The organism is Vibrio sp. 1562 (assembly GCF_033340155.1).
In the GTDB taxonomy this organism is placed as follows: Bacteria; Pseudomonadota; Gammaproteobacteria; order Enterobacterales; family Vibrionaceae; genus Vibrio; species Vibrio alginolyticus.
In genome coordinates this window covers 111,033-130,576 of record NZ_JAWOVY010000002.1, presented here as the reverse complement: position 1 = coordinate 130,576, position 19,544 = coordinate 111,033, and the positions used below count along the sequence as shown (strand labels likewise).

Annotated in this window: 14 protein-coding genes; 7 read left to right on the top strand and 7 right to left on the bottom strand. The window is 44.4% G+C overall.

The window, feature by feature from the left end:
• The first annotated feature begins 75 nt into the window (after positions 1–75).
• The 6 genes from R7Z49_RS02385 (at position 76) to pdxY (ending at position 7,525) form a co-directional block, all read left to right on the top strand.
• The gene (locus R7Z49_RS02385) at positions 76–1,272 is read left to right on the top strand and encodes a tetratricopeptide repeat protein (RefSeq protein WP_132936243.1); all 1,197 of its coding nucleotides are present in this window, start codon (positions 76–78) and stop codon (positions 1,270–1,272) included.
• A gap of 536 nt (positions 1,273–1,808) precedes the next feature.
• On the top strand, positions 1,809–2,255 hold the full coding sequence (locus tag R7Z49_RS02380; protein WP_318111284.1) for a helix-turn-helix transcriptional regulator: 447 nt from the start codon (positions 1,809–1,811) through the stop codon (positions 2,253–2,255).
• 410 nt (positions 2,256–2,665) lie between these two features.
• Complete coding sequence (speF, locus tag R7Z49_RS02375; RefSeq protein ID WP_132936245.1) at positions 2,666–4,846, top strand: ornithine decarboxylase SpeF; 2,181 nt, start codon at positions 2,666–2,668, stop codon at positions 4,844–4,846.
• Positions 4,847–4,907: 61 nt separating this feature from the next.
• Complete coding sequence (gene potE, locus R7Z49_RS02370) at positions 4,908–6,218, top strand: putrescine-ornithine antiporter (RefSeq protein ID WP_132936246.1); 1,311 nt, start codon at positions 4,908–4,910, stop codon at positions 6,216–6,218.
• A 147-nt stretch (positions 6,219–6,365) separates the two neighbouring features.
• On the top strand, positions 6,366–6,554 hold the full coding sequence (locus tag R7Z49_RS02365) for an AbrB/MazE/SpoVT family DNA-binding domain-containing protein (protein WP_017634469.1): 189 nt from the start codon (positions 6,366–6,368) through the stop codon (positions 6,552–6,554).
• 101 nt (positions 6,555–6,655) lie between these two features.
• Entirely contained in the window at positions 6,656–7,525 is an 870-nt protein-coding gene (gene pdxY, locus R7Z49_RS02360) for a pyridoxal kinase PdxY (RefSeq protein WP_213916985.1), read from the top strand.
• 65 nt (positions 7,526–7,590) lie between these two features.
• Here pdxY and sstT read toward each other — a convergent pair whose 3' ends face one another.
• The 7 genes from sstT to malT all read right to left on the bottom strand — a co-directional run bounded on the left by sstT (position 7,591) and on the right by malT (position 16,303).
• Complete coding sequence (gene sstT, locus R7Z49_RS02355; RefSeq protein ID WP_005374821.1) at positions 7,591–8,808, bottom strand: serine/threonine transporter SstT; 1,218 nt, start codon at positions 8,806–8,808, stop codon at positions 7,591–7,593.
• 356 nt (positions 8,809–9,164) lie between these two features.
• Positions 9,165–10,226 (bottom strand): ribosome small subunit-dependent GTPase A, encoded by a 1,062-nt coding sequence (gene rsgA / locus R7Z49_RS02350; protein ID WP_411913019.1) that lies wholly within the window; start codon positions 10,224–10,226, stop codon positions 9,165–9,167.
• A gap of 280 nt (positions 10,227–10,506) precedes the next feature.
• The gene (locus tag R7Z49_RS02345; protein ID WP_005374825.1) at positions 10,507–10,815 is read right to left on the bottom strand and encodes a glucose PTS transporter subunit EIIB; all 309 of its coding nucleotides are present in this window, start codon (positions 10,813–10,815) and stop codon (positions 10,507–10,509) included.
• On the bottom strand, positions 10,805–11,419 hold the full coding sequence (locus tag R7Z49_RS02340) for an SCO family protein (RefSeq protein ID WP_005374827.1): 615 nt from the start codon (positions 11,417–11,419) through the stop codon (positions 10,805–10,807). Before R7Z49_RS02340 ends, R7Z49_RS02345 begins: the two co-directional genes overlap by 11 nt.
• Positions 11,420–11,428: 9 nt before the next feature.
• Positions 11,429–11,854, bottom strand: coding sequence for a hypothetical protein (locus R7Z49_RS02335; RefSeq protein ID WP_031778871.1), 426 nt, complete (start codon positions 11,852–11,854; stop codon positions 11,429–11,431).
• Positions 11,855–12,097: 243 nt separating this feature from the next.
• Entirely contained in the window at positions 12,098–13,015 is a 918-nt protein-coding gene (locus tag R7Z49_RS02330; protein WP_017820124.1) for a DUF368 domain-containing protein, read from the bottom strand.
• A gap of 579 nt (positions 13,016–13,594) precedes the next feature.
• Positions 13,595–16,303, bottom strand: a complete 2,709-nt coding sequence (malT, locus tag R7Z49_RS02325; protein WP_005374834.1) for an HTH-type transcriptional regulator MalT — start codon at positions 16,301–16,303, stop codon at positions 13,595–13,597.
• A gap of 734 nt (positions 16,304–17,037) precedes the next feature.
• Between malT and R7Z49_RS02320 the strand changes: the two genes are divergently transcribed.
• On the top strand, positions 17,038–19,491 hold the full coding sequence (locus R7Z49_RS02320; RefSeq protein WP_053307964.1) for a glycogen/starch/alpha-glucan phosphorylase: 2,454 nt from the start codon (positions 17,038–17,040) through the stop codon (positions 19,489–19,491).
• The last annotated feature ends 53 nt before the right edge of the window (positions 19,492–19,544 follow it).

Below are 19,544 nucleotides of genomic sequence, written 5' to 3'. Positions count from 1 at the left end.
GTTATGTCGGCGCGTAATCATAAGATTTCCCTGAAAGGGAGTTAAATTGGGCCCTGAAACCAAAAGAGGCTATTTATGAGTAGTATGGGCATTGCCATTGCGGCAACTGGCCTTTCACTCGTCCTGATATTTGTGTGGATGATCTCGTTGTCGATGCGGAAACAGAGACTAGAGGCAGAGAGGAAAGCTCGCGAAGCCGCTTATCGAAAGGCGATGCATAAAGCGCGAGAGCAAGAGCGTAAAGAGCGAGAGTTCAAAGCAGAAACCGGGCATATTCCCACCATTTTATTTCTAGCGAAAGAAGCCGAAAAGGACAACATTCGTCAAGCGCTGTATTGGTATGATAAAGCCGCTAAACTGGACAATGTGACGGGGATGTACGGCATTGTTCGCTTAAGTGAACGCATGCGCGAAGATGTGATTTTAAAAGAGCAGGCAAACTTCTGGCGTACCGCAATTGCGGGAATGGAAGGGGATACCGAAGCGAAATTTTCGACGGGCAAGGCCTTGGTCTTTGGTCGAGGAACTGAAAAAAATATCCCAAAAGGTAACCAACTGATTGAAACTGCCGCCGAAGAAGGCTGCATTGATGCCATGATTTATATGGGGGAATGGCAGCTTTCACCAGACAATAGTGCAGGACGCAGTGCAGATGCGCTTTACTGGTTTATGAAAGCGGCGGAAAAAGACAGTGCAGATGGCAAGATCCAAGTCGGCTTATGTTACCTAAATGGCATTGGTACAGAAAAAAGCATGGTTAAAGGTTGCTACTGGCTGGAACGGGCCGCGGAAGGTGGCAGTGCTAAAGCGATGTATCATGCTGGCGAAGCGTGGAAGGATAAAGGTAAAACGGGTAATGCAATTGCTTACGTTTGGCTGTTTCTTGCTGCCAATATGGGCTACCAACCTGCGCGTACGTTACGTGATGAAGTGGCAACCAATATTGGTGTTGATGTTGTCGTTGGATTGCAGTCCATAGCGAAGCCGTTGCAAAGAAAGCTGGCCTCAGGAATGGTGAGAAAGCACTCTATTATTCGAGCCCTTAACAAAGTGTACAAACGCGAAGCGTATTTTCCTGCGGAAGAGGAGCTCAATGCGGTGTTGAATGATGAGAATAAAGACGCCTCCGAAGCTTGGGAGGAGGCATCAACACTAGATTTTCAGCCTAACATGACAACGGTAACAGCAGAAGACCAGGCAAGCACATCGCCCAACGAAAAAAAACTTTCTAAAGAGGCGCTCGATTTCACTCAAAACTTCCTTCAACCATAACCTATCTTATCCAGAAGCCTCAAGAGTGAGGCTTTTCTTTTGCTCTTTTGCCAGTATCTCTATCAGTCACGACAACAGAATGTAAACTTACTTAAGCAGTCATTTTACTGATGTGCATACTATTTATGCGATTTTTCAACATATTTTTAGTACTTAACTAAGATGGGATCTGTTTACCTTAAAAAAGAGGTTTTTCCCTCTTTATTTACTTCCGCTATTGGGCTTAGATCAAGCCTTTTCAATTGGTAGTAATAATGATTGAAGAGCAATACTTGATGCCCCGATTTATAGGTGAATAGCACTCATTACTTTATCTAATAATGTAAATTAAAAAATGTATTATAAATCTTAAATTGTTCTTTTATATTTAGGTGTCGATTATTGATTTTATGATTAATTAGGCGCAAGATAACGTAAAAATAAAATAGCATAGTTAATATGCAGAATTACACTAGGAAGTAACTTTTTCATTACATGTTTCATAATAAATAGAGATAATTTTTATCTCTGTTTTTATTTATATTAGAGATTTGTGTATGTTGAGAATCATTAGTGCAGATAAATTTATCTCTTCAAGGTTTATCTTAGAGTACAGTAAGGCTGAGTTCGCTTCTTTATTAGGTGTTTCCGTCGCTAAAATAAGTAATATTGAAAGTGGAAAATCTTCAATCACCCCGGTGTATGATTACGCCATTAATTACTTGTTGAGTGAACATCCATTTAAAGATAGTGCTGTTGAGGCTTTATGTTCTCATGAAACGTTAAACTTTGCTCGTCGTATTGACGTCAATACCAAAGTAAAACGCTTGTCCTGTAAGCGTTGCGATAGCCGTAGACTGCACGTTATGGCTGGCATGAGTGGCTTGTATTTTGTCGAGTGCATGGATTGTAAACACACTATGTACTCGTCAGGCATGTCTGTAAAACGTTATCAGCAATGGTCGAATGATGGAGTCAAACTAGATAGTCATTTATTTAATTGAATTGTGTTTCCTTTGCACCTAAAGTAAAAAGCCATCAATACATGTGTTGATGGCTTTTTTATTATGTGTTTAAATTTAGTTAAAATTAAAATATTTATCATTCCTAATAATATAGTCCTAATAATTATATAGTGATGGAAATCTCAAAAAATTATTTTCTTGACATTTTATTTCTAACAACAATGGCTGTGGTCACACAATTTTTAATTATTTTTCCTTTTAAGCCTGGTTTCAATATCATTGGGCTATCAATTGGAAAGTGATGAAGATCGCGAAATTTTAATTCGAGAAAATAAGACTTTTAAATATGAAAATTTAATCACGAAATTTGTTTTTTGAATTTTAAATATCGTTTTCGTTTGTAATATCTGTACCTGTCAATTTTAAAGAACAAAAAAGAGATATTCCAAATGAAACGTTTAATTATAGGTGTTAGTAATTACATGCCAGAAGACTTCAGTTTATTAGCTGAATCTTTAGATGAACAATTTAATCGTCATTTACAACCTTTAGAGCAAGTTGAATTAACCGACGTTGGTGCGGCTATTATTACTTCAGCAGACATTAAAGCAGGTCTGCATAAAATGATTTCTGAAACGGGTTACGGTATTCCAGTTTTCTTAGTAACGGATGAAAACCCAGTTTCGGCAGAAGATTACGTTTGGCTAACTGGCGTTATCGATTTAGAAAGACAATCTATTGAGTACTACTGTCGTCAAATCAATGAGGCAGTAACCAAGTACGAATGTCGTCTTCTTCCTCCTTTCTTCAAGCAATTAACGCACTATGTTGAGATGGGTAACTCAGCGTTTGACTGTCCGGGACACCAAGGTGGTCAGTTCTTCAAAAAACACCCAGCTGGTAAACAGTTCTACGATTTCTTTGGCGAAAACCTGTTCCGTAGTGACTTGTGTAACGCGGACGTGGATTTAGGTGACTTGCTGATCCACGAAGGTTCTGCACACCAAGCGCAAGCGCACGCTGCAAAAGTATTTAACGCGGACAAAACTTACTTCGTACTTAACGGCACTTCTGCTTCAAACAAAGTAGTGTGTAACGCGCTGGTAACTGAAGGTGATTTGGTACTGTTCGACCGTAACAACCACAAATCGAACCACCACGGTGCGTTAATCCAAGCGGGTGGTATGCCAGTTTACTTAGAAACGGCGCGTAACCCTTGGGGCTTTATCGGTGGTATGGATGAACACTGTTTCGATGAAGAATACATTCGTGCTCAAATCGCGAAAGTGGACCCAGAACGTGCACGCGATGAACGTCCTTTCCGTCTTGCTATTATCCAGCTTGGTACTTACGACGGTACTATCTACAACGCTCGTTACGTGATGGATAAGATCGGTCATCTTTGTGACTACATCCTGTTTGACTCTGCGTGGGTTGGTTACGAGCAGTTCATCCCTATGATGAAAGACTGTTCACCACTGCTGCTGGATTTGAAACCAGAAGACGCAGGTGTGATCGTGACTCAGTCTGTTCACAAACAACAAGCTGGCTTCTCTCAAACATCGCAAATCCACAAGAAAGACCGCCATATCAAAGGTCAATCTCGTTACTGTAACCACAAACGTTTTAACAACGCGTTTATGATGCATGCATCGACTTCACCATTCTACGCACTGTTCTCTGCGCTTGATGTGAACGCGAAGATCCACGACGGCGAAGCAGGTCTGCGTTTATGGCGCGATGCGGTTAAGACAGGTATCGAAGCGCGTAAAGAAATCCTTAAGAGTTGTGAATTGATTCGTCCGTTCATTCCAGATGAAGTCGAAGGTCAACCTTGGGGCAGCTACGACACTGACGTGATAGCAACGAACAAGAAATTCTTCATGTTTGAGCCAAACGCAAGCTGGCACAAATTCGAGGGGTACGGTGAAGGTCAATACTTCGTTGACCCATGTAAATTGCTACTAACCACAGCAGGTATTGCAGAAGATGGCAGCTACGCAGATTTCGGTATTCCTGCAACGCTTTTAGCGAACTTCCTTCGTGAAAATGGCATCATCCCTGAAAAGTGCGACTTGAACTCTATCTTGTTCCTACTCACTCCTGCGGAAGATATGGGTAAGATCCGTCACCTTGTGGCTCAAATTAACCGATTCGAAAAATTCATCCGTGATGATGCCCCTTTAAGTATCGTACTTCCAAGCGTCTACGAAGCGAATAAAGAACGCTACCGTGGCTACACCATCCGTCAGCTATGTCAGGAAATGCATGACATGTACAAAGAGCTGAACGTGAAACAGTTACAAAAAGCGATGTTCCGCAGCGAGTACTTCCCACAAATGGTTCACAAACCTGACGTAGCAACACGCAAATACTTCCGTGGTGAATGCAATTACCTACCACTTAAAGAGGCCGTGGGCCGCGTAGCCGCTGAAGGTGCACTTCCTTACCCTCCAGGCATTATCTGTGTGATCACTGGTGAAGTCTGGACTCAACAGGTGGTGGATTACTTCCTATCTCTAGAAGAAGGCATTAACCGCTTCCCAGGCTTCGCGCCAGAAATTCAAGGTGTGTACCTTGAAGATATTAACGGTCGCACTACCGCACATTGTTATGTCCTAAAAGATTAATCTACCCGTTCGCACCACGCTCCGGCGTCGGTGCGAACCGCTTATTCGTGGAGAATAATTTATGAGTACTGAAACTAAAAAAATGTCGGTGGTGCAGTTAACCATTCTGACGTTCATCAATATGGCTGGCTCCGGTATTATCATGCTGCCAAGTAAACTGGCGCAAGTGGGTACCATTTCAGTGTTGTCTTGGCTGATCACGGCGGCGGGCTCTTTGGCGTTGGCTTATGTGTTTGCAAAATGTGGTCGCTTTAGTAAACGAGACGGCGGTATGAACGGTTACGCGTCTTACGCATTCGGTAAATCGGGTGCGTTTATGGCGGGCTGGACTTACGGTTTGTCGCTCCTTATTGCGAATATTGCGATCGCGATTACCTGTGTGGGTTACGGCTCCGCATTCTTTGAAGTGACCCTATCTCCGGTCGAAACCTGTTTGTACACCATCGCCATTCTTTGGATTTGTACTTTCGCTAACTTCGGTGGTGCGAAAATCACAGGTCAAATTGGTACATTCACCGTGTGGGGCGTAATCCTACCAGTGTGTTCATTGGGTATTGTTGGTTGGTTCTGGTTTAACCCAACCATGTACATTGAAGCTTGGAACCCACACAGCTTGCCATTTGGTGAAGCGGTGAGTGCTTCTATTGCGATGACTCTATGGGCATTCCTTGGTCTTGAATCAGCTTGTGCGAACTCTGAAGCAGTAGAAAATCCAGAGAAGAACGTACCAATCGCAGTGCTAGGCGGTACGCTAATTGCGGCTGTGGTTTACATTGTATCGACAAACATCTGTTCTGGTATCGTTGCAAACTCTGATCTTGCTGCATCTACAGCGCCATTCTCAACCGTATGGACAGTGATGCTAGGTTCTGCTGCTGGTAAAGTGGTTGCGGGTATGGCGGTATTGGCTTGTGCGGGCTCTCTATTGGGTTGGCAATTCACTATCGCGTCAGTGTTCAAATCGTCTTCTGACGCGGGCTTCTTCCCTAAATTGTTCTCTCAAGTGGACAAACGCGGCACACCGATCAAAGGTATGATCGCGATTACTATCATCCAATCAGTATTGTCTCTAATGACGATTTCTCCAACGCTGAACGAGCAGTTCGAAGCACTGGTTAACCTAGCGGTAGTAACAAACGTTATTCCTTACATCTTATGTATGGGCGCAATCTTTATTATGCAGCAAGTGGCGCACGTGCCAGAGCGTGAGATGAAAACCACCAACGTTATCGCTCTGATTGGCTCTCTGTACAGCTTCTATGCGCTTTACGGCTCCGGCTACGAAGCGATGATGTGGGGCTCTATCGTAACCTTCCTAGGCTGGAGTGCTTACGGTCTGATTGCTGCGAAGCATGAGCCTTTAGCAAATTAAAAAATAATACTGAAAGAGCCTTCCCAAACGCGGTGTGGAAGGCTCTTTGCTTTTAGGCATTTACGCCAAATCCAAGTCAGCTTAATGTATTTGAGGCTAGACATCCAATGACGTGAAAACTCATTTTCGACATTTGGAGGACGAAAGATGATAAGTCAACCTGTTAAAATCGGTGACGACACCGCCGTAGTCATTCCAAGCGTAATCCTGGCTCAGCTCGGGATAAGGGAAGGAGATACCCTAGAAATCGCACTGAATAAAGACAAAATGGAAATTAAGAAGATGGTGTTGAAAACCAGCGCGCCAACTTACTCTGAAGATATTGAGGAGAATTGAGTTAGAGAATCTTGGTTTGTCGGATACACTACTGGTTTCGCAAAACTGGCGCTTGCCGCTGTCTTTGAACTATCGATAACTACAATAAGAGGTAAGGTACTATGCAAGGTATCCTCTCTATACAATCTCATGTTTCTTTTGGTCATGCTGGTAACAGCAGTGCCGTTTTCCCAATGCAACGCATGGGTTTCGAAGTATGGCCGATTCATACCGTTCAATTTTCTAACCACACGCAGTATCAAGAAGGCTGGACTGGGCGAGCGTTTGCGGCTGAAGACATCAGCGAGTTAGTTCGTGGACTTGGTAACATCGGCGCGCTGGAAAAGTGCCAAGCGGTATTGACGGGCTACCAAGGTAGCGCAGAGCAGTGCCTTGCTGTTGAAGATACCGTGACGAAAGTGAAGCAAGTGAACCCGAACGCACTTTATGTTTGCGACCCTGTGATGGGCGCGCCAGACAAAGGCTGCATTGTGGCTCCGGGCATTGCTGAAAATCTTCTAACGCGTTTGATGCCAATGGCGGACGTGATCGTTCCGAACCAATTCGAGCTAAGTCAATTTGCTGAGATGGAAATCCACTCACTAGACGATGCGATCACCGCATGCCAACGTGCGCTAGAGAAAGGTCCAAAAGTGGTGCTAGTTAAGCACCTTTACTGCCTAGAAAATGGCAGCTTTAACATGCTATTGGCTACGCAAGAAGGTATTTACCTTGCGAAGCGTCCTCAATTTGAGTTTGCTAAACAACCTGTTGGCGTGGGCGATCTTATTTCAGCTATCTTTACCGCGGGACTCTTAAAAGGCTGGTCTCCCAAGCAAGCTTTCCAACATTGCCATGACGCATGCTACGGGGTGTTAAGTGCAACGTACCATGCAGGCGAATGGGAGCTGCAAACTATCGCGGCGCAGCAAGAGTTTGTTGAGCCAAGTAAGCATTTCTCAATTGAAGAGGTGGCTTTGGTCACCGCGTAATTGAGCGCAATTAAACAAAAAAGGGGAGCCATCATCGGCTCCCCTTTCTCTTTGTTCTGTCAGTCTTACTGAGCTTTTTGCTGCTCTGATTTACAAACTGCTGCCGTAAAGACAACGTCTGTTGAGCTGTTTAGCGCAGTTTCTGCAGAGTCTTGAATCACACCGATAATGAAGCCAACCGCTACAACCTGCATTGCTACGTCGTTTGAGATACCAAACAGGCCACACGCAAGTGGGATAAGTAGTAGAGAGCCACCTGCAACACCTGATGCGCCGCATGCAGAAACCGCAGCTACAATACTTAGAAGTAGCGCAGTCAGTAGATCAACTTCGATACCCATAGTGTGCACAGCTGCAAGCGTTAGTGTTGTGATAGTGATTGCAGCACCAGCCATGTTGATGGTCGCACCTAGAGGGATAGATACTGAGTATGTATCCTCGTCCAGTTTTAGCTTCTCACATAGTGCCATGTTTACTGGAATATTCGCCGCACTTGAACGAGTGAAGAACGCAGTTACACCACTTTCACGTAGACAACGGAATACAAGTGGGTAAGGGTTTTGTTTGGTTTTAACGAACACGATCGCTGGGTTTACAACGAGTGCGATGATCATCATTGCGCCAAGAAGAACCGCCAGAAGGTGTGCGTAGCTTGCTAGTGCGCTAAAGCCCGTTGTCGCAAACGTTGAAGCAACCAAGCCAAAGATACCAAATGGTGCAAGACGAATGATAAAGCGCACAATGTGAGACACGCTGTGGCTTAGATCTTCAAATACGGCCTTCGTTGTTGCCGATGCGTGGTGTAGTGCAAGACCCAGACCCACACCCCAAGCAAGAATGCCGATGTAGTTTGCTTCTACTAGTGCATTTACTGGGTTGTCGACCAGTTTAAACAACAATGTGCGTAGAATTTCAGCAATACCTTGAGGAGGCGTTGCACCTTCAGCGCCGGTGACAAGCGTTAAATTGGTCGGGAAAAGGAAGCTTAGAACCACTGCTGATAGCGCCGCGAAGAATGTACCCATCAGGTACAGTACAACGATTGGGCGCATGTAAGTGTGTTGGTTTTTCTTTTGGTTTGCAATTGAAGCGGCAACCAAAATAAACACAAGAATTGGCGCGATCGCTTTAAGCGCACCGACAAAAAGGCTACCAATTAATCCCGCGCTTTCGGCATGGCTTGGAGAAATTGTCGCGAGCAAAATACCAAAGACGATACCGACAAGGATCTGGACGACGAGGTTACCACGAGCATATCGGGCAACGAGGCTGTTGTGTTGCATACATCATTCCTGCAATTTTATGCCAGAGTGGCAGGGCAATAGTCCATCATTACACGGCGATAATGCCCTTATATTGCAAGGGGTGAGCATTGCTTCTGGTCACTAAGACACATGATTATCAATTATCCTGTTTTTATAAATTCAGCCATTTTCTTGCTGAATATCACATATCTTAGCTTGGTAATATTTTGTGTCTAGTTTTAGTTTGTTTTTGGATTAAATGTTTGCTCAATGTTATTTAAATAAGATTTTTATGTTGAAAATTATCATTAGTTATGAGTAATGGTTTTTAATAAAGTTGTTAAAAAGGAGACTTTCGTCTCCTTTGATTTTATTGACAACTCAAACGCAACAAATTAATAACTTTGTTGGCGCCTGCGCTTATCATTCATGGCATTGCGAGCAAGTTTACCGAATTGTCGACTTTGTGCTCGTTGCTCTGCCAAAGTCGCGCCGTTAAAGGCTTGTTCTCGCGTTAGTTTTTGATAGTTATTGAAACGACGAACCTCAAGTGTGCCATTTGCAATCGCAGTTTGAACTGCGCAGCCTGGCTCAGTTTGGTGCTTACAATTGCCAAAGCGACAACGCTGAGCGAGCGCCTCAATGTCAGAAAATGCCTCACTGACCCCCGATTCACAATCTGCTAGTTGAAGCTCGCGCATTCCCGGAGTATCAATCAAGATGCCGCCATCAGGTAATAGATGGATAGAGCGCGATGTAGTTGTATGTCGCCCTTTGCTATCGTCTTCACGAATATGCCCAGTTGCCTGTTCTTGTTGCCCGAGTAATGCATTAACAAGAGTTGATTTGCCAACGCCTGAAGAACCGATAAAAGCGAGGGTTTGTCCTTCTTTGCACCAGGTCATGAGTTTAGAAGCACTCTCTATTTCTAAGCCGTTGACTGTCTCTATAGCTAATAGAGGGTCGAGCTTCTGTACTTGGCTTTTTAGTTCATCAGTATTGTCACACAAATCGGCTTTGGAAAGCACGATGACGGGTTCGACTTCGGCTTCATGAGCCAAGGAAAGATAACGTTCAATACGACTTAAATTGAAGTCGTCGTTAAGGGAACAGACGATAAACACTGTATCCACATTGGCTGCGATGAGTTGCTCTGCCACTTTGCTGCCAGCGGCTTTGCGGCTAAAGAGGCTCAAGCGATCCAGTAAGCGAACAAATTGCTGATCTTCATTTAAGATTACCCAGTCTCCGACGGTCATATTGGGTAAAGAATGGTGGGCATTAAGATGAACTTGCCCAGTTTCTGTTGCCAATAAATAACCACTTCGGTGATGCGCAATTACACGAGCAAAGATAGTGTTGTCGTAATCGTCTAATGTCAGTTGTTGCTGAAAAAATGGTTTCCAACCCAATTGTTTTAGAGGGTTTGAAGTTGAAACTAATGTGATGTGTTTGATTCATTATTGAATTATCCCAGACGCAACAAAGCGCCTTAATACAAATCGCATTAGGGTCTAATTCGGATAGAGTTGACCCCGGTGAAGACCGGGCAGAGAAGGGGAAGTTGTGGTTATGCCACAGAGTTGGTGCTGTTAGGGTTACCCTTGCGATGCCCAGTTAGTGTTATTCAATACAATCATCTTGTGTCCTCTTCGTTGGTTAATAAATAAGTGAGTTAATTAAGCCAAAAGAGTATAGCCGCCGTTTTTTAAAGAGGGTAGCTATACTGCAAAAATATTAACTTTGTTTTGTGATGCGCTCTTCCACAATTTGCGAATACGTGTTGGCTTTTAAGCCGTATATGATTTGGACATGACGATCATCCAATATCACGACGCCATGCGCGCCATGATTTTTGAGTGCGTTCTTATCGATGACGGACGTCTCTCTGAGGGTAAGACGCAGCCGAGTCGCACATGCACCAGTTTCTAGCAGGTTCTCTATGCCCCCAATGGCGTCAATGATCGTGTCGACGTCTTGTTCGACATTGGGGTTGGTATGAGTTAGGAAATTGAAAAATTGCTTCAGCACTGACTTAACCGTCATTTGAAGAGTCTTCGGTCGTTAGTTTTGAAATGGCTTCAACAATCGGTGCCGGTGAGAGCGTATGTGGTACTTTAGTGATTAACGTGCCATCCGGCTTCAAGAAGTAAAAGTAAGAGCTATGATCCAGCGTGTATTTTAGTTCCGAGCCTTCCAATTCTGTCTTGCGGAAAATGACACCATAGTTGTGTGCCAAAGGTGTCGTTACATCAAGTGGTGCCGATAGGCCTTCAATCATTGGATGGAAGTAATGGGCATATTTTGCTGATGCATCGGCCTCATCACGCTCTGGGTCTAAAGAAATGAACATCGGGCGTAGTTGCGCTTTTTGCGCGTCGTCAATTTGATTCAGTGCTCCTGCCAGCATTGCAAGAGAAGTTGGGCAAACGTCTGGGCAGCGAGTAAAGCCAAAATAGACGACTCGGATGCGAGGGTCATTCACATCGAAGATATTGACGGCTTGGTTATTTTCCCCAAACAATACCGTTTGTTGAGAGGTGGAACTGTCCACTTGCTCTGGCTTCGTTTTTTGATTATCTAAATAGCTCTTTACGCCAAACCCGAGTGCGAAAGCAGCTACGAGAAATAGGGACCAATTGCGGCTCATAACGATTCCTTATCTTTGCATTTTTATAGCAGGGTAAACGGTACTCTCTCCATCACTGAGTTCACCAACCCAAGTCATTGCATCCTCCGTGCAAACCGGGAGAATGATGTCACCTTGATATTGGCCAGGAGCGATTTGCTTCAGCAAAAACTTAGGCTCACCCATCTCCATTTCTCTTCCTGAAAGACTTAGGATGAGTTGCTTAGCATCGCTTGTATGCCACTCAACATTTAGAGTGGTAGGAACCAAGGGTTGAGCAGTTTCTGAGTTTAGCGTCATCGTAACATTTTCTTGGACGCAAGAGGTTGTAGAGAGAAAGCAGTATTCATCTATTGACTTGCTTTGAGTGGAAGAAGAAAAGCTTTTTATTAGAGTCGGGGCATAAAATCCCGCAACTAATGCGGCTGAAACAGCGGCGATTTGTAACAGTTTCATTAAGGTTCAGCATTTATCACTTAACATTACGAGCATCGTAGCACAGATGCGCCGCTCGCCAACTCGTGACCTCGGTAAATTGTGCGTTATACCTCGGTGACCAGCTTCTTAGTAACGCGACGGACTTTATTGCATCAAATACAGCAGAGTTTTCAATTGAGATGTTTTGCCCTCAGCCAATAGATAAAAACGGAGCCAATTGGCTCCGTTTTTATTTGGTTCAGTATGTGTTTGATACCAAAGTTATTTATCTGAATCTGCGAATTTCTCTAGACCCAAAACCAGAGCAATGGCTGCAAGCATCATTACGACAGCAAGTACTAACTGAGAAGGTTGTGATGTCACGTGTTCAAATTCAAATGGTGATAGGTTGTGCTGTAGCAATGGCACTTGTTCGCCCTTCGAATTGGTGCGCCAAGTGATGGTTTCTTTCCATGGCCAAATCTTTGGCAACGTACCAATCATTAATCCAGTCAAAAACATCAGGGTGAAATCACGGAACTTGCGTAGTAACCACGACAATAAGTGAGAGAAGGACAGTAAACCGATCACGCAGCCAGACAAAAATAGCGCTAATGTATCGACTTGAAAACCTTTCACTGCGGCTAATACAGGAGCATACATGCCAATCAGCAGCAAAATAAAACTGCCAGAGATACCCGGCAAGATCATCGCACAAATCGCGATAGCTCCAGCGAATAAGGTGTTAATGGCCGTTGGTTCCATGTGTAAAGGTTTGAGCACAGTAATACTATAAGCAAACCCGACACCAACGAGCAGAATGACAAAGCGGACAAGATCGCGTTGCTCAACCTGACGAATAATGTGATACACAGAGACCAAAATTAGACCAAAGAAAAATGACCAAAGTGGGATCGGGTGTGTGTCAAGAAGCCAAGTAATCAACTTTGCTAGCGTTGCAATACTGGTGAAAATGCCGGCAAACAGAGCGATTAGGAAGAATCCGTTGATGTGATTAAACGCGGCTTTAAACCCTTCTTTTCGCCAGATAGAGAAAAGTGAGGGGTTAATGCGTCGAATGCTTTCAAGCAGCGTATCGTAAATACCAGTGATAAACGCGATGGTGCCGCCAGATACACCAGGTACAACATCTGCTGCACCCATGGCGATTCCCTTGAAGAAAGTAATTAAGTAGTTCATTGCTCTAATGCTAAGTCGTTTCGATGGCAGAGAGTATACAAACATTGCGATGAAAAAAGTATGAAATAGTGCTGTAACTACTTGGTTTTATATCCAATCTATTGCCTATCTTTATTACCCGCCAAGAGACAATGCCGCCGTAACGAGCTTTTAATGCTTGGTTTACATTTTTGAGATGATTAACTCTACTATCAATTATCAATCTTGGTTGCATTATGCAATTGCAATTTGCATTATAAAATTGCATTTTGATAATTTGCGCGTGAATAAATCCAGCTTATATGAGATCTTGTGCCCAAAAATAAGTCTTTGCATTTTTGGCATGATTAATGCATAATACTGCTCGACCCTTCTTAAGCCGAGGGTCACCTAGCCAACTGACGTTGTTAGTGAATACAATTTGTTCACACTAAATATAAGCCAATCGCGATTATTGCGGTTGGCTATTTTTTTATATGAACAACGTTACTTACGTGCTTTGCAAATTGCACTTCTCTTACTGTCAGTCATAAAAAAGGGCTGACGTGTTACGCCAACCCTTATGTTTTACTTTACGTTTTAACCCGTTTATCGAGCAGTTCAGTATCCCATCAACTGCAGCAAATTTTCAGCTGTCACAATGGCTTCTTTACGATTAGCAATATTAAGCTTTTGGTACAGGTTGCGAATGTGGGTTTTAATTGTCGTACCTGCCACATCCAGCTCTTGTGCGATTTGCTCGTTACTAAAGCCTGAATAAATCAGCCCCAGAACCTGCCATTCGCGTTGTGTTAATGGGCTGGTACGTACTAGCTCTGGCACATTAGGGTGATTCACCAACTTTTCAATAAAGTCTTCATCAAAGTGAATCGACCGGCTACGTTGATTCGATGAAATGTCCTTCATTAACTGTTGAGCACGGTGACGCTCAAGATCGCCCAGTTCATGGCGGAGGCTCAACTTCTCCAGCAGACCGCCAATGGTTGCACCATCAATCAGGAAGTTTCCGACCATGCCAGTTTGGTTCGTCATTACTAATGCTTCTTTTAACAAAGCCTTGGCTTGCTCCTCATCTTTTTGGCGAGCAGAAAGGACCGCTTCAACCACTAAGTTGCGATTAGTATCTGTGATTAGGTTAGTGCGACGAGCTTCACCTTGGAGGAAATCTAACGCAGCACGAGCGTCGGTATATTGGCCTAAGTTAATGTGGGCGCGGGCAATGTTACGCCATTGCAATTGAGAAAAGTGGTTGCATGCCGATTCAGGACGAACCGCAGTGTTGAGCCATTCTTGCATTGCATCGGTATTCCCGCGCGCTTGCCAAAATAGAATCAACGATAGTGAAGCGTTTGCAGTCCAATCTACATGGTAAGTCGACTGTTTCATCAAGTGTTGGATGTGCTCAATGAATTTACCGGCTTTGTCTAATTCACCGCGTCCAATCGCAATACGCGCCAACATCGAATAGCTATGTAAGTGCTTGCTTGGTGAATGGTTTTCGAGAATTTGCAGACCTTTGTACGCGCATTCTTCCGCTTCATCAAGTCGGTTCCAGCACCAAAGTACTTGCGCGCGAATACGCAGCAAAAATTCATGAAGAGGAACATGCTGAAGCTGCTGATCTTCAATCAGACGGAATGCGGAATCTTGTAGTTCAAAGGCAGCTTGCACGTAACCTTGTGCAATTAAAATCTCGCTTTGCTGCAATATTGCCCATAACGCTTGGTGATATACCTGATACTGACGAGCTAGCTTTTCAGTTTGTTGCATCATCGGCAAAGCACGGTCTAGTTTACCTAGCACGTGGTTAACTTCACCAACAACCGAAGTCGCCACAATTCGGCTACGGTAAATTGTGTTATCAAGTTGGCTAAGCGCTAACTCCGCTAATTCGAGAGCTTTTTCTGGTTGGTTACTGTTGATAGCCACTTGAGCAAGCAACGCGTTTGCTTGACCTTGATAATGAATATCTAACGCAATGTTACGCTTTTTGTGTTCCTCTTCCGCTTCTTCAAGCAGGTGGCCCACTTGGTTATAACGATGCTGACTTTGAGCCAACCATGCTCGGAGCATCGTAAGTTTTGGGTGGCTGAACAACAGATCATCGTCCAACTTGTTAATTGAGCTTTCCAGTGTGCTGAGTTCGCCTTGGTTAAACATCTTCCAGCCGAATTCGTTTAGGATCTCTACCACTAAGTCCTTATCATTCGATTTTTGTGCATGATGAATCGCTTGGTGTGGTGCTTTTTGTTGTAACCAAGCGATAGCAGCATTGCGGTGGAGATCTTTTTCTTGCTGAGGAATACGAGCTTGGCGCTCATGAGACAAAAACTCGCCAAATAAGTTATGGAATCGGAACCAGTTCTGTTCCCCTTCGAGTGGGTAAATGAATAAGCCGTAACGGTTAAGCGATTCAATCATTCCCAGTGCATCTTCGCGTTGGGTAAGGGCAAACACTAGCTCATCATTGAAGTGGTCAAGCACGGATACTTGCATTAAAAAGTGACGAGTTTCGTGATCGAGTAGGTCAAACACTTCTTCGACCAAGTAATCCCACAAGTGCGCGTGATTGAACTGCGATACCGACTCTACAGTTTGTGCCAATGTGCGGTTTTGATGTTGGGCTTGTAATGCGATCAACTGCATCGCCGATGGCCAACCTTCAACATAGGTTCTTAGGCTGTTCGCCATGTCTTCATCAATACCATCGGCGATACGCTGGTTAAAGAAGCGAGTGGTTTCTTCGGTATCAAACGCCAACATCTCGTTGCCGATTTCGATCATTAAATCACGAACACGTAAGTTTGCAGTGCCCAGAGGCGGCGCTGCACGACTGGTTACCACAACGGTGAGGTTGTCTGGCATGTGCTTTAAGAAGAAACGCATTGATTCATGGATTTCATCATTCGTGATTAAATGGTAGTCATCAAGCACCACGTAGCATTCTTGATGAAAGTCAGCCATTTCAGCGAATACTTCGCTAAATAGGGAGCGTAAAGACGAGATCTGACGTTTTTCCGCCAGTTTTTGTGCGTTAGCGCAACTGAAGTTGGTGGCTTTGTTTAATGCTTGAAGCAGATAGTTTACAAAGCGAAAGCCGTCGTTATCGCTGTCATCAATGCTGTACCAACCGACGTTTGGCTTATCGGATAGCCACTGCGCTGCCATTGTTGTTTTTCCGTAACCTGCTGGGGATCGGAATAAAACCAATTTGTAGTAAGGCGCTTGCTGTAGTAAGTCCAACACTCGTGGGCGCACGATGGCATTGTGCAGGCGTCCTGGTCGAGTAAGCTTAGATGGAATCCACATTAGTAGTTATGTCCTTATTTATGTATACCCAAATGACAGCAACGTGATCATTCTAGTAAAGCCCCCTTGAAAGCCGTCTTACTGAATGATGTCATCAGCATCAAAAACACTGTTTGAATACCGGATAATGTCGCTACTATTGGGGCTTGCGTCCGTCTGAAAAACCATTCCATACGGTCACTTAGATATAAAAGCTAGCGAAAACTAGAAATAACTCACATCGCCTAATTCTAGCTTGTATAAAAAGCGTACAATCCTGTGAGCTGAGAGGGATGTTACGACATCAGAAATGTTCGTTACTTTGATCCACTTCCTAATTCTCAAGGGTTGATGGATTTACCATCAACTACGCCCTTTATTTGTGATTGTCGTCACTTAAATGTCGTTTGTTTCGTTAGCGTTAAGATCGCGTTGCACATAGATTACGAAAAGTTCTTCTACGCTGACCGAGTTAATGTGACCGATATTACAATTTTCACATCATCAGATGAGTGGACTATAAAAAGCGTCATGAACGGGTTTTAACCTTTCTCACATTCCATTGTGATCAAAATCACTAAGAACTGGTGCAAAGTTCACTTTGTTGAGATTTGGATCACTAACCTAGCAATGGTACCCCCTCTACGCCCTCAGCCCTCCTCCTTCAAAGGATGAGAATTAGGAGGATGTTTATTCACAGAGGTAAATGCACGATGTATGGCAGATGAATTACCAAAAGACGTGAGAATTTCGTAATGAAACCTACTCAACAAAAACAATTTGACAAGAAGTCGTTCCAAGAAAGCGTAAAGAAACACTTATCTGTAACTTACGCTCATACGATTGAAAACGCAGACAGCCGCGCATGGTACCTAGCAATGGGGCATGCTCTGGCTGAATTTACTACTCTAGATTTGCTTGCGACAGAAGAAGATCCACGCATTAAAAGTGCGAAGAGCGTTAACTACCTTTCGCTAGAATTCCTTATCGGTCGTTTGACGGGTAACAACCTAATCAGCATGGGTCTGTATGAACAAGTAACAGAAGCAATGGCTGAACTGGGTTACAACCTAACTGATCTGCTAGAAGAAGAGCGCGACCCATCATTGGGTAACGGTGGCCTTGGTCGTCTGGCTGCGTGTTTCATGGATTCATGTGCGGCACAAGAATTCCCAACTGTCGGCTATGGTTTACATTACGAATACGGTCTATTTAAACAGTCATTCAAAGATGGTCGCCAGCAAGAAGCACCTGACGCTTGGCGCGGTGTAGAAGGCTACCCTTGGGAAATTGCGCGTCCAGAACTTGCGCAAGAGATCGGTTTCTACGGTCACGTTGAAGTGATTAACGAGAACGGTAAAGAAGTTCGCAAATGGGTACCAGGCATGACAGTAAGAGCAATGCCTTGGGATCTTCCAATTGTGGGTTACGAATCAGACACGGTTTACCCGCTACGTCTTTGGGAATGTCAGGCGATTGCACCATTCTCACTAGCAAGCTTTAACAATGGTGATTACTTCGAAGCTCAGCACGCACTGATCGACGCAGGTAACATCACTAAAGTGCTTTACCCGAACGACAACCACGAGAAAGGTAAAACACTGCGTCTAATGCAGCAGTACTTCCACTCAGCAGCGTCTGTACGTGACATCCTACGTCGCCACGAAGCTGCGGGCTACTCGCTAGCGGATCTACCTAAGCAAGAGACTATCCAGCTTAACGATACACACCCAACGATTGCGATTCCTGAACTAATGCGCATCCTGATGGATGAAAAAGGTTTAACTTGGGAAGCGGCTTGGGAAATCAGCTCTAAGACATTTGCGTACACCAACCACACGCTACTTCCAGAAGCACTAGAGACATGGCCAGAGTCGCTAATCCAGCACCTGCTACCACGTCACATGGAGATCATTTACGAGATCAACCACCGCTTCCTACAAGACGTACGTGCAATGTGGCCGGGTGATGTCGCGAAACAACAGAAGCTTTCTATCATCGAAGAAGGTTTCCACCGCATGGTTCGCATGGCAAACCTATGTGTAATCGGCTCTTACGCAGTAAACGGTGTAGCAGCACTTCACTCTGAATTGGTTAAGAAAGACCTATTCCCAGAGTTCCACGAAATGTACCCGACACGTCTACACAACGTAACGAACGGTATTACGCCACGTCGCTGGTTGAAGTTCTGTAACCCAGGTCTGTCTCAGCTTATCACTGAGAAAGTCGGCCCAGAATGGCCAGCGAAACTAGAGCAACTTGAAGGTATTGCGAAGTACGCTACTGACGCGACATTCCAAAAAGAATTCATGGCAGTGAAGAAAGAGAACAAAGAACGCCTAGCAACTTGGGTGAAAGAGAACATGGGTATCGAGCTCGATACTAATGCAATCTTCGATGTTCAAATCAAGCGTCTGCACGAGTACAAACGTCAGCATCTAGACTTGCTACACGTACTGTCTCTGTACCACCGTATTCTTAATGAACCAGGTTTTGAGTGTACGCCACGCGTTGTGTTCTTCGCAGCAAAAGCAGCACCGGGTTACCACCTAGCGAAAGAAATCATCTTCGCAATCAATAAGATTGCAGACAAGGTGAACAACGATCCTCGCATCGGTAACAAGCTGAAAGTGGTATTCATCCCTGACTACCGCGTGAGCATGGCTGAAATCATTATCCCTGCGGCTGACGTTTCTCAACAAATCTCGCTAGCGGGTAAAGAAGCATCAGGTACAGGTAACATGAAGATGGCGCTAAACGGTGCGCTAACTATCGGTACAATGGATGGTGCAAATGTTGAGATTCGTGAGGAAGTAGGCGATGAGAACATCTACATCTTCGGTCTAGATGTTGAAGGTGTGAAAGCGCTGAAAGCTCAAGGTTACAACCCATTTGATTACTACAATGCGGATCACTTACTCAAAGCGTCAATGGACTTGCTATTGGGTGAAGAGTTCACACCAGGCCAACCAGGCTTACTGCGTGCCACATACGACAGCCTGCTAGACGGTGGTGACCCATACTTATGTCTCGCGGATTTCGCCTCTTATGTGAAAGCACACGAAGACATGAGCGAACAATATAAAGATCAAGCTGGCTGGGCGAAGAAGGCCATTCTTAATACCGCCCTTGTTGGCAAGTTCACGTCAGACCGCTCAATCCGCGACTACGTGAACAATATCTGGAAACTTGAAGCGGTGAAACGCTAATAGAACCTAGTTAAGACCAAGGTAGCCAAGCGCTACCTTTGGTCATTTTCCAA